This is a genomic window from Micromonospora cabrerizensis, from assembly GCF_022230955.1.
GTDB lineage: Bacteria > Actinomycetota > Actinomycetes > Mycobacteriales > Micromonosporaceae > Micromonospora > Micromonospora cabrerizensis.
In genome coordinates this window covers 1-11,184 of the sequence record NZ_JAKKFI010000085.1, presented here as the reverse complement: position 1 = coordinate 11,184, position 11,184 = coordinate 1, and the positions used below count along the sequence as shown (strand labels likewise).

Below are 11,184 nucleotides of genomic sequence, written 5' to 3'. Positions count from 1 at the left end.
CCCTCTTGCCCTACTCTCGCTCCATCCGTGCCCCACCTGCCCGGCTGCCCGCTCAGCCACCTGCCCGGCTGCCCGCTCAGCCACCTGCCCGGCTGCCCGCTCAGCCACCTGGCCGGCTACCCGCTCAGCCACCTGCCATGCCCGAGCCGTGGGCCCTGCCGGCTGATCCACTCGGGTTTCAGGAAGTCGGGCCAACCCGGGCCACTGGATACCCCCACTTCCTGAAACCCGAGTGGATCAAGGTGTGGGTGCCTCCTGGCCCGCCGCGCAGGGCGAATCGCGAGCGTCACAGCACCCGGCTTGGGCCGGGCGGCACCCGGTGCGGGAGACTGGCGACATGGCGGCTCGTGGCTTCCCGTACACCGATCTCAAGGACTTCCTCGCGGCGCTGGAGCGCGCGGGGGAGCTGCGCCGGGTCGACGTCCCGGTCGACCCCACCCTGGAGATCAGCGAGGTGGTGACCCGCACGGTGCGGGCCGGCGGCCCCGCGCTGCTCTTCGAGCGCCCCACCCGGGGCGACATGCCGGTCGCGATCAACCTGTTCGGCACCGAGAAGCGCATGGCGATGGCCCTCGGCGTCGACTCGCTGGACGAGATCGGTGCCCGGATCGGCTCGCTGATCAAGCCCGAGCTGCCGGTCGGCTGGTCGGGCATCCGGGAGGGCCTCGGCAAGGTCATGCAGCTCAAGTCGGTGCCACCGCGCAAGGTGAAGACCGCGCCCTGCCAGGAGGTCGTCTACCGAGGTGACGACGTCGACCTCAACCGGCTGCCGGGGTTGCAGGTCTGGCCCGACGACGGTGGCATCTTCCACAACTACGGGCTGACCCACACCAAGCACCCGGAGACCGGCAAGCGCAACCTGGGCCTGTACCGGCTCCAGCAGCACGGTCGCAACACCCTGGGTATGCACTGGCAGATCCACAAGGACTCGACCGCGCACCACGCGGTCGCCGAGCGCCTCGGGCAGCGCCTGCCGGTCGCGATCGCGATCGGCTGCGACCCGGTCGTCTCGTACGCGGCCAGCGCGCCGCTGCCCGGTGACATCGACGAGTACCTGTTCGCCGGGTTCCTGCGCGGCGAACGGGTGGAGATGGTCGATTGCCTCACCGTCCCGTTGCAGGTGCCGGCGCACGCGCAGATCGTGCTGGAGGGCTACCTGGAGCCCGGTGAGCGGCTGCCCGAGGGGCCGTTCGGCGACCACACCGGCTACTACACCCCGGTCGAGCCGTTCCCGGTGCTGCACATCGAGGCGATGACGATGCAGCGCAAGCCGGTCTACCACTCGATCGTCACGTCCAAGCCGCCGCAGGAGGACCACGGCCTCGGCAAGGCCACCGAGCGGATCTTCCAGCCGCTGCTCAAGCTGATGATCCCGGACATCGTCGACTACGACCTGCCGGCCGCCGGGGTGTTCCACAACTGCGCGATCGTGTCGATCCGCAAGCGCTACCCGAAGCACGCGCAGAAGGTCATGAACGCGATCTGGGGCGCGCACCTGATGTCGCTGACCAAGCTCATCGTGATCGTCGACGAGGACTGCGACGTGCACGACTACAACGAGGTCGCCTTCCGCGCCTTCGGCAACGTCGACTACGCCCGCGACCTGCTGCTCACCGAAGGTCCGGTGGACCACCTCGACCATTCGTCGTACCAGCAGTTCTGGGGCGGCAAGGCCGGCGTCGACGCGACCCGCAAGTTGCCCACCGAGGGCTACACCCGCGGTTGGCCGGAGGAGATGCGCATGAGCCCGGAAGTCAGCGCCCTGGTCGACAAGCGCTGGAAGGAGTACGGGCTCTGATGGCCGTCCTCGACGCACCGGTGGAGAAGCCGGGCCGGGTCAAGTCCTTCCTCAAGCTCGTCGCGATCGAGCACTCGGTCTTCGCGCTGCCCTTCGCGTACCTGTCGGCGCTGAGCGCCATGCAGGTCAACGGCGGGCGGGTGCGCTGGTGGGACCTGCTGTTGATCACCGTGGCGATGGTCGGGGCGCGGACGTTCGCGATGGCCGCCAACCGGATCCTCGACCGGCGGATCGACGCGCGAAACCCCCGTACCGCCGGCCGGGAACTGGTCACCGGCGCGGTGAGCGTGCGGACGGCCTGGACCGGCGCGGCCGTCGCACTGGTGGTCTTCCTCGCCGCAGCCGCCCTGCTCAACCCGCTCTGTCTGGTGCTCGCCCCGCTCGCCGTGGTGCCACTGGTCGTCTACCCCTACGCGAAGCGCTTCACCAACTGGCCGCACGCCATCCTCGGGATCGCCCAGGCCGTCGGCCCGGTCGGCGCCTGGCTGGCGGTCACCGGCACCCTGGACGGCTCCTGGCCGGCCTGGCTGCTCGGCGTCGCGGTCGGGCTGTGGATCGGCGGCTTCGACCTGATCTACGCCTGCCAGGACTCCGAGATCGACCAGGAGATCGGCGTGCACAGCGTGCCGGCCCGGTACGGTCGGCGCTTCGCGCTGCACGCCTCCACGGTCGCGCACGTGGTGACGTTCGCGCTGTTCGTCTGGTTCGGCGCGCTGATCGGCTTCGGCTGGCTCTGGTGGATCGGGCTGGCGCTGACCGCCGTCGCGTTCGGCTACCAGCACCTGGTGGTCACGCCGACCGACCTGAGCAAGGTCAATCGGGCGTTCTTCACCGCCAACGGCTTCGTCGGCATCGCGCTGTTCGTCTTCGCACTCCTGGACCTGGTGATCCGGCTCGACCTACGCCCCTGAGGCTGGCTGCACGGCACCGGAGGGGTAGCGGGTGCTCTCCAGGGTCCAGTCGATGGTGCCGCGAACGGCGTACGCGATCACGTCCAGGTGGTCGGTGACCGCCCGGTCCACCGCCGGGCCGAACGACGGCACGGCGGACCGCAGGGCGACGAAGCGCCGCATCGACTCCCGCCAGCGCTCGGCCGCCCGTTCGACCGCCACCGCCGTCGGCACCTCAAGCTCGGCCTCCATGGCCAGGACCAGGTTGTGCCCGCCGGCGGTGGCCCGGTCCTGCTCCAACGAGGCCAGGTCGTTGTACCAGGAGAGCAGGTCGTTGCCGACGTGGGCGATCCGGCGCAGCAGCGGGTGGTGGTAGACCGGATCAGGCAGCGGACGGCCGGTGGTGAACTCCACCAGCGGGTACGACACCTCCGCCGCCGAGGTCGACCGCCGCAGCTCGACGTACTCGTCGACGCTGGGCCGGCGGCCGGCCTCCTTGTTGACCGCCTCCTGCCAGGTGCCGTCGAGGTGCCGGGCCACCGCCTCGGCGAAGCGCAACCGCCACCGGGCCGGCATCCGACGGCGCGGCTCCCGCCAGGCCAGCACCAGCAGCCGCCGCAGTGGACCGGTGAGGCCGGCCTGACGCAGTCGGGGGCCGTCGTGCAGCAGCGCCAGCGTGCCGTTGCGCAGAGCCCGGATCTGCTCCGGGGTGAGCCGGTCCGGCCCGTCGCAGGCGTCGTCCACCAGGAAGAACCAGGTGAACAGGGCGGTGAGCGTCCGCAGGTCGGCTTCGGTCGCCTCGGGGTAGAGCCGCCCGGCGTACCGGGCGAAGGCTCCTCGGGAAAGCCGGTGCAGCGCGGCATCGTCCAGCGCCAGGCCAAGCTCGGGCAACAGGCCGAGCATCCACGCCTGTGCGCGGTCAGCGTGCGGTGAGAGCCGGGACGGGATCGGACATTCGGCACGTAGAGTCCAGAGGGTTTCGCCCGTCGTCACCGATGCCTCCTGCGTGAGATGGTCCGGTGCGAGTCGCCAGCGGCAGCATGTCAGGTCGCCGACAGATGCGCCTGCTCCGAGGGCCATGTCGGACCGGAGCATCCGGGGGTGCTCACCAGTGGCCCGACCGGACCAGGCAGGCTGGGGGCATGCGCGAACCATGGGTGGTCGGGGTCTCCGGCGCTTCCGGTACGCCGTACGCGGCGGCCGTCATCGGAGGCCTGCTCGACGCGGGCGAGCCGGTGGACCTGATTGTGTCCCGCGCGGCACGACTCACCGTGCTCGACGAGACCGGCCGATCGTTCCGCGACGGGCACTGGGCCGAGGACCTCGCCGCCTGGCTCGACCGGGACCTGACCGGGTCGGACGTGCGGCACTGGCCGGCCGGTGACCTCGCCGCCGGGCCGAGCAGCGGCTCCTACCGGGTACGCGGGATGGCCGTGGTCCCGGCGAGCACGGCAGCCTGCGCCGGCATCGCGATCGGGCTCTCCAAGGACCTGTTGCAGCGTGCCGCCGAGGTCAACCTCAAGGAACGCCGCCCGGTGGTGGTGGTCCCCCGGGAGACACCGGTGACCCGCAGCCACCTGGAGCACCTGATCGCGCTGCACGACGCCGGCGCGGTGGTGCTGCCAGCCAGCCCCGGCTTCTACGGGGCTGGCGCGGCGGCCAGCGCCCAGCAGTTGGTCGACTTCGTGGCCGGCAAGGTGCTCGACGCGCTCGGCGTCCCACACACCCTGTTCCGTCGGTGGTCCGGGCAGCTCGGTGCGGCCCGGACCTGAGCCGGCCTTCTGCTCAGTCCGCGCCGCGACACCGCCCGGCGGTCGGCCGAAGCGGGACGCGGACCGGACTGGTGCCCGGTCCGCGTAGCGTTGTCCGCACCAGTTCAGTACATGCCAGCGTTGGCCGGACCCGGCCCCGTGGATGCGGCCGGCCCCACATTGCGTGGCTTTCCGACCTCATCCACCTCGTCCAGCATGCCCTCCCCCTCAAGCAGGGCTCGCACCTCGGATTCCCGAAACCGGCGATGCCCGCCTGGAGTCCGGATGCTTCCTATCCGGCCGGCCGCCGCCCATCTCGTCACAGTTTTCGGGTCTACCCGAAACAGCGCGGCGACCTCACCCGGTGTCAGCAGGCGATCTCCAGTGTCCACAGCCCCCTCCTCGCGTCGACGAAGCCCCCGGCTGAACACACTGCCCCCGGCTGGTGCGTAGCCCAGAGCCGTCATGAGGGACGTATGGCAATTACAGCACCAGGGACATGGCCTGTCCGCCCAAACGCGAAAAATGCACTGAGTGGGGAGTTAGTAATGGTACTGGTGCTACCTCTGCCTTGACCGGCGGTTTGTGAACAGTGACTCACCGCTCAGTCCAACGGATGCCGAAGGCCTCGCGTTATGCCCCAACGGTTAAGGTCACTCTCTGTGGACGCCATCGACCTGAACCTCGTCGACCTGCTGCGCGGCAACGCTCGCCTCTCGTACGCCGAGCTGGCCCGACAGGTGGGGCTCTCGGCCCCGGCCGTGCACGAACGGGTCGGAAAGCTGGAGAGCAGCGGCGTGGTCCGGGGCTACCGCGCGGACGTGGCCCCGGAGTCGATCGGGCTGGGTGTGACTGCGCTGATCGGCATCGTCGAGGACTCCGGCGCCGACAGCGACGACATGCTCGAGTCGCTGCGGGTGCTGCCCGAGATCGAGTCCTGCTACTTCATGGCCGGCGTGGAATCCTTCCTGCTCAAGGCACGGGTTGGCACGATCGCCGAGTTGGAGCAGTTGATCGTGCGGTTGAACCGCACCCCCGGGGTCGCCTCCACCCGCACCGCCATCGCGCTCTCCACCAAGTGGGAGAACCGCCCGCAGCCGGTCGGCCCGCCCACGACGTGACGGCCGCGTACCCCTGGTGTCGCCCGGCTGCCGGCGGTAGCGTGCGCCGATGACCCCGCCGGGACGTCGTGTGGCCGTGGTGACCGGCGCTGCCGGAGGCCTCGGCCGTGCCATCGCCAGCGCCCTGCACGCCGACGGCTGGTCGGTGCTGCTCACCGACCTCGACCCGGTGGCGGTCGCCGCCGCTGCGGCACCGCTGGGCGGCTGGTCGGCGGCCCTGGACGTCCGCGACGAGGACGCCTGCGCCGCCATCGCCGCGACCGCGGCGGGCCGGGGTGACCTCGCCCTCTGGGTCAACAACGCCGGAATCCTGGTCACCGGGCCGTCGTGGGAGCACGACGGGCCCACGCGCCGGCGGGTGTTCGACGTCAACGCCCTCGGCGCCATGAACGGCACCCTCGCCGCGCTGTCCGTGATGCGCCAGCAGGGCCACGGCCACGTGCTCAACGTCGTCTCGCTGGCCGGGCTGATCGCCGCGCCCGGCGAGACGGTGTACGCGGCCAGCAAGCACGCCCTGCTGGCGTTCAGCCTCGGCACCCTGTCCGACCTGCGGATGGCAGGGTACCGGCGGGTGCACGTCTCCTGCCTCTGCCCGGACGGAATCTGGACGCCGATGCTGCACGACCGGCTGGACGACCCGGGGGCGGTGGCCTCGTTCACCGGGTCGATGTTGACCGCGCAGCAGGTGGCCGCCCGGGCGGTCCGGTTGGCCCGCCGACCACGCCCGGTGGTGAGTCTGCCCCGCTGGCGGGGAGCGCAGGTGCGGCTGCTCGACGTCCTCCCCGGGCTGGCCGTCGCACTGACCCCGATCGTCCAGGCGGCCGGGCGCGCCGGTCAACGCCGCCAACTCCGCAGGTCCCGCCCGCCGGACCGGCGCTGACCTCCCCTGACCTGCTTGCTACTTTTCCGAGCGTGACTCATCTCGACCGGTGCGACGAGGCCAGCAGGACCTGGGTGACGGAGGCGATCGCCACCGTCGAGGCGGACGCGAACCGCTCAGCCGACACCCACCTGCTGCCATTCCCGCTGCCCCGCGCCTGGGGGGTGGACCTCTACCTCAAGGACGAGTCGTCCCACCCCACCGGCTCGCTGAAGCACCGGCTGGCTCGCTCACTGTTCCTCTACGGGCTCTGCAACGGCTGGATCGGGCCGCAGACCACGATCGTCGAGGCGTCCTCGGGCTCCACGGCGGTCTCCGAGGCGTACTTCGCCCGGATGCTCGGGCTGCCGTTCATCGCGGTGATGCCGGCCTCCACCTCGCCCGAGAAGATCGCGCAGATCGAGTTCCAGGGCGGCCGGTGCCACCTGGTGGACGACCCGGCGAGCGTGGTGGTCGAGGCCCGGTGGCTGGCCGAGGACTCCGGCGGGCACTTCATGGACCAGTTCACCTACGCCGAGCGGGCGACCGACTGGCGGGGAAACAACAACATCGCCGAGTCGATCTACGCCCAGCTGGAGCTGGAGCGGCACCCCATCCCCACCTGGGTGGTGGTGGGCGCCGGCACCGGGGGCACCAGCGCGACCATCGGCCGGTATGCCCGGTACCGCCGGCTCGCCACCAAACTCTGCGTGGTCGACCCGGAGAACTCGGCGTTCTACCCGGCCTGGGTGGCCGCCGACTGGTCGGTGCGCACCGGCAGGGGCTCCCGGATCGAGGGGATCGGCCGCCCCACCGTGGAGGCGTCGTTCCTGCCCTCGGTGGTGGACCGGATGGTCCAGGTGCCGGACGCGGCATCGCTGGCCGCCATGCGGGCCGGCTCGGCGGTGCTCGGCCGCCGGGTGGGCGGCTCCACCGGCACCAACCTGTGGGGCGCGTTCGGCCTGATCGCCGCGATGCTCGCCGAGGGCCGGACCGGCTCGGTGGTCACCCTGATCTGCGACCCGGGCGACCGGTACGCCGACACGTACTACGCCGACGACTGGGTGGCCGCCCAGGGCCTCGACCTGACGCCGCACCTGGCCACGATCGAACGCTTCCTGACCAGCGGCGCGTGGCCCGCCTGAGTCACGCGGGCACGGTCAGCGTGGGTCGATGCGCTCGGCCAGCCCGGGGTAGCGCACCACGAAGCCACTGTCGTCGAGATCGATGTCGGCGGTGAAGGTGCCGCTGGCGAAACGTACCCGGCCCGGCCCGAGCCCGCTGTAGATCTGCTCCGCCGCCACCACCTCCAGACCGGGCAGCAGCACCCAGGCAACGGTGATCCGGTGTGCCACGTCGGCCGGCTCGGCGGCCAACCCCAGCCGGTGGACCGGCAGCGAGTTGAACAGCGGCGAGCCGCTCAGGTCGACGTCGAGCGCGTCGGCCAACCGGTCCGGGTCGTCGGTGCCCGGCAGGCCGGCCCGGGGATGACCGGCCGCGACCAGCGCGGCGTCCAGGTCGCCCTGCTCGGCGGTGGTCACCCGCCACCGGTCCGCGGCCCGCTCCAGCGTCACCTTGCGCAGCCAACCCAGCCCCTCGGCCTCGACCTCGACCCGGGTGGTGGTCCAGTCCGGTGCGGTGGTCAGCTGATAACGCGCGGTCCAGGGGATCGGATCGACGGCGAGCAGGGTGCCCCGGGCCGTCAACCCCCGACTGTCGTCGAGCAGCACCTGCTCGCTGCCGGCGGTGTCCGTCCGGGACCAGAAGATTGTCTTCGGCATGGTCGGCATGAGCCGGACGTTACGCGACCGGGCCGACCTCGGCAGGGCATGTGCGAACGCCGCCGCGAAGCCTGGGCTCCGCGACGGCGTTCGGTCGATCAGTGGATCAGTGGGTACGCGCTGGCGGTCGCCCGCCGAAACCGCGCCGGTCGTCGCGCGGACGGTCCTCACGGGGCCGGTCGTCGCGGGGACGGTCGTCCCGAACACGGCTCTCCGGGCGGAAACCACCCCGAGTGTCGCGGTCACCGAAGCGCCGCTCACCGGTCGGCCGGTCACCCTGCGGCCGGTCGCCGAAGCGCCGCTCACCGGTCGGCCGGCCGTCCCGGTCACCGAACTGCGGCCGGTCGCTGTGCTGGCGGTCGCCGAAGCGACGCTCGCCCTGGGGCCGGTCACCGTACTGGCGGTCGCCTTGCGGGCGGTCGCCGAAGCGACGCTCGCCCTGGGGCCGGTCGCTGTACTGGCGGTCGCCTTGCGGGCGGTCGCTGTAGCGGCGCTCGCCCTGAGGGCGGTCGCTGTACTGGCGGTCGCCCTGGGGGCGGTCGCTGTAGCGGCGCTCGCCCTGAGGGCGGTCGCTGTACTGGCGGTCGCCCTGGGGGCGGTCGCTGTAGCGGCGCTCGCCCTGAGGGCGGTCGCTGTACTGGCGGTCGCCCTGAGGGCGGTCGCTGTAGCGGCGCTCGCCGGTGGGGCGGTCGCCGTAGCGACGCTCGCCGCCCGTGCGGTCACCGAAGCGGCGCGGGCCGCCGGAGCGGTCGTCGAACCGACGCGAGCCGCCGGAGCGGTCGCCGTAGCCCCTGGGCTCCGCCTCGACGCGAACCGGGACGCCGCTGGGCGCCCGGGCGCCGACCAGCTCGGCCAACGCCTGGTCGCCGACCCGGACCCGGGTCTCGGCCGGCGCGACGCCAGCCTTCTCCATCATCGCCAGGGTGGTGCGGCGCTGCTTGGGCAGCACCAGCGTGGCGACGGCGCCGGACTCGCCAGCCCGGGCGGTACGACCTGCGCGGTGCAGGTAGTCCTTCGGGTCCTTCGGCGGGTCGACGTGCAGCACCAGGGTGACCCCGTCGACGTGGATGCCCCGAGCCGCCACGTCCGTGGCGACCAGCACGTTCATCCGGCCCTCACGGAACTCGGCCAGCGTCTTGGTGCGCATCCGCTGGGTCTTGCCGCCGTGCAGCCCACCGGCGCGTACGCCGACCGCCGCGAGCTGCTCGACCAGTCGGTCCACGCCGAGCTGGGTGCGGGCGAAGACCATGGTCCGACCATCCCGGGCGGCGATCGAGGCCGCCACCGGGAACTTCTCGTGCGGCGGGATCAGCAGCATGTGGTGGTCCATGGTGGACACCGAAGCGGTCGACGGCGCGGTGGAGTGGGTCACCGGGTCGTTCATGAACCGCCGGACCAACGCGTCGACGTCGCCGTCCAGGGTCGCCGAGAAGAGCAGCCGCTGACCGTTCGCGGGCGTCTTCGCCAGCAGCTCGGTCACCTCGGGCAGGAAGCCCATGTCGGCCATCTGGTCGGCCTCGTCGAGCACCGTGACCTCGACGTCGTCGAGCTGGCAGATGCCCCGCTCGATCAGGTCGCCGAGCCGGCCGGGGGTGGCCACGATGATCTCCACGCCGCGGCGCAGCGCGTCGATCTGACGGTCGTACGGAACACCGCCGACCGCGGTCTTGAGGAAGATGCCGACGGCCTTGCCCAGCGGCAACAGGGCGTCGTTGACCTGCATGGCCAACTCCCGGGTCGGAACCAGGATGAGCGCGCGCGGGCGCATCGGCCGGGCCCGGTTGCGGGTGGCCAGCCGGGCGATCAGTGGCAGACCGAAGGCGAGCGTCTTGCCCGAGCCGGTCTGCCCGCGGCCCAGCACGTCACGGCCGGCGAGCGCGTCCGGCACGGTGGCCCGCTGGATCTCGAACGGGCTGGTGATGCCCTGCTGTGCCAGTGCGCGGACCAGCGGCTCGGGCAGGCCGAGGGAGGCGAAGTCGACCGGCGCGGCGGATTCGGCCGGCGCGGTGCCGGCCTCGCTCGAAGCGGTGTCGACCGGCTCCGAGGCGCTGTCGGTCGCCGGGGTTGGGTGGAGAACGGACGTAACGGTGCTGGGGTCAGCAGAGGTGGTCAACAAATGCCTTTCGAGCGGGGCGCATCTTCGCGATGGCCTGCCGCGGCTGTGCCGCCGGATCGCCCGCAAGACCGCCCAGGGGCGCACACCACGCGCGCCGGGTCAGTGATCTATGCCAGTGTACGGCGGTCCGACGAACCCGCCAGTCGGTTGCCCGGCGGTAGTGGGCGGACTCACCATCCCGCCCGCCCGGTGACTCACCCGTTGAGCGCGCCGCCCACCAGACCGTCCAGGGCGTCGCCGGCCAGCAGAACGATCATGACGCTGATCGCGACCAACAGCCCCAGAGCGGCGGCCAGGACGATCATCACCTTGGCGTTGCTGCGCCGCTCGGACGGTGTGTCGGCCCAGCCCTGGGCCAGGATGTGGCCGGTCAGCGAGCCGGAGTTCTCCACCGCGTTGGCGGGCATCGCGATCGTGGTGAAACCCGGTCCCTCGCCGCTGCCGTAGACGGTTCCGGCCAGGTCGGTGCCGCCGTTGTGTCGTCCACCGCGGGCGCTGGCAGTGCCCTGCCCGGAGGTGACCGAAGGGCCAGTGGTGGGTCCGGTGAATCGGGAGTTTCCGCTGTCGCTGCCCGTCGAGGGGGGAGCGCCGACGCTGGACGGTGGCCAGCTCGGCAGTGCCGGCGCGGGCACCACCGGCGGCGCGGAGACGGGTGCCGCGGCCCAGCCGCCGCCCGCCGCGGGCCGTGTCGCCTCGGCGGTGCTCGGCCATCCGGCCGGCGGTGCGGAAACGGGTGCGGTCGCTCGTACGCCGGGCGTGTCGGTCATCGCCGGCGGCGGCGGAAACGGCGGTGCCGGCATCGGACCCGGCGGACCCGGTGGCGCGGGCACCGGCGGACCGGGCGGCAGCGGCGGGCTCGGGACGGGCG

General features: G+C 72.1%; 11 protein-coding genes and 1 pseudogene. 7 read left to right on the top strand and 5 right to left on the bottom strand.

Annotation, left to right across the window (positions count from 1 at the left end; genetic code table 11):
- Window positions 1-337 precede the first annotated feature (337 nt).
- Both LADH09A_RS23235 and mqnP read left to right on the top strand, forming a co-directional pair.
- Complete coding sequence (locus tag LADH09A_RS23235; protein WP_238647582.1) at window positions 338-1,798, top strand: menaquinone biosynthesis decarboxylase; 1,461 nt, start codon at window positions 338-340, stop codon at window positions 1,796-1,798.
- Complete coding sequence (mqnP, locus tag LADH09A_RS23230; RefSeq protein WP_238647581.1) at window positions 1,798-2,709, top strand: menaquinone biosynthesis prenyltransferase MqnP; 912 nt, start codon at window positions 1,798-1,800, stop codon at window positions 2,707-2,709. Before LADH09A_RS23235 ends, mqnP begins: the two co-directional genes overlap by 1 nt.
- Here the strand turns inward: mqnP and LADH09A_RS23225 are convergent.
- Window positions 2,698-3,579 carry a terpene synthase family protein gene (locus LADH09A_RS23225; protein WP_238647580.1) on the bottom strand — a complete coding sequence of 294 codons (882 nt, stop codon included), beginning with the start codon at window positions 3,577-3,579 and terminating at the stop codon, window positions 2,698-2,700. The genes mqnP and LADH09A_RS23225 overlap by 12 nt on opposite strands.
- Before the next feature lie 251 nt (window positions 3,580-3,830).
- Between LADH09A_RS23225 and LADH09A_RS23220 the strand changes: the two genes are divergently transcribed.
- Window positions 3,831-4,460 (top strand): UbiX family flavin prenyltransferase, encoded by a 630-nt coding sequence (locus LADH09A_RS23220; protein WP_238647579.1) that lies wholly within the window; start codon window positions 3,831-3,833, stop codon window positions 4,458-4,460.
- A gap of 104 nt (window positions 4,461-4,564) precedes the next feature.
- On the opposite strand, the gene LADH09A_RS23215 is transcribed toward LADH09A_RS23220, so the two are convergent.
- Window positions 4,565-4,831 carry a BldC family transcriptional regulator gene (locus LADH09A_RS23215; RefSeq protein WP_007454516.1) on the bottom strand — a complete coding sequence of 89 codons (267 nt, stop codon included), beginning with the start codon at window positions 4,829-4,831 and terminating at the stop codon, window positions 4,565-4,567.
- Between the two features lie 270 nt (window positions 4,832-5,101).
- Here LADH09A_RS23215 and LADH09A_RS23210 point away from each other — a divergent pair, with 270 nt between their 5' ends.
- From LADH09A_RS23210 to cds1, 3 genes are read left to right on the top strand one after another with little or no spacing between them, the layout of a single operon-like run.
- Complete coding sequence (locus LADH09A_RS23210) at window positions 5,102-5,560, top strand: Lrp/AsnC family transcriptional regulator (protein ID WP_238647578.1); 459 nt, start codon at window positions 5,102-5,104, stop codon at window positions 5,558-5,560.
- Window positions 5,561-5,609: 49 nt separating this feature from the next.
- On the top strand, window positions 5,610-6,440 hold the full coding sequence (locus LADH09A_RS23205; protein ID WP_238647577.1) for an SDR family NAD(P)-dependent oxidoreductase: 831 nt from the start codon (window positions 5,610-5,612) through the stop codon (window positions 6,438-6,440).
- Between the two features lie 32 nt (window positions 6,441-6,472).
- The gene (gene cds1 / locus LADH09A_RS23200; RefSeq protein ID WP_238647576.1) at window positions 6,473-7,564 is read left to right on the top strand and encodes an L-cysteine desulfhydrase Cds1; all 1,092 of its coding nucleotides are present in this window, start codon (window positions 6,473-6,475) and stop codon (window positions 7,562-7,564) included.
- 15 nt (window positions 7,565-7,579) lie between these two features.
- Here cds1 and LADH09A_RS23195 read toward each other — a convergent pair whose 3' ends face one another.
- The 3 genes from LADH09A_RS23195 to LADH09A_RS23185 all read right to left on the bottom strand — a co-directional run bounded on the left by LADH09A_RS23195 (window position 7,580) and on the right by LADH09A_RS23185 (window position 10,723).
- A complete protein-coding gene (locus tag LADH09A_RS23195; protein ID WP_238647585.1) occupies window positions 7,580-8,200 on the bottom strand; it encodes a putative glycolipid-binding domain-containing protein in 621 nt (206 codons plus the stop codon).
- Window positions 8,201-8,306: 106 nt separating this feature from the next.
- The gene (locus tag LADH09A_RS23190) at window positions 8,307-10,313 is read right to left on the bottom strand and encodes a DEAD/DEAH box helicase (protein ID WP_372492339.1); all 2,007 of its coding nucleotides are present in this window, start codon (window positions 10,311-10,313) and stop codon (window positions 8,307-8,309) included.
- A gap of 197 nt (window positions 10,314-10,510) precedes the next feature.
- On the bottom strand, window positions 10,511-10,723 hold the full coding sequence (locus LADH09A_RS23185; RefSeq protein ID WP_238647583.1) for a hypothetical protein: 213 nt from the start codon (window positions 10,721-10,723) through the stop codon (window positions 10,511-10,513).
- Between the two features lie 136 nt (window positions 10,724-10,859).
- On the opposite strand from LADH09A_RS23185, the pseudogene LADH09A_RS23180 reads away from it, so the two are divergent.
- Window positions 10,860-11,184, top strand: a pseudogene (locus LADH09A_RS23180) (hypothetical protein); the annotation flags it as partial.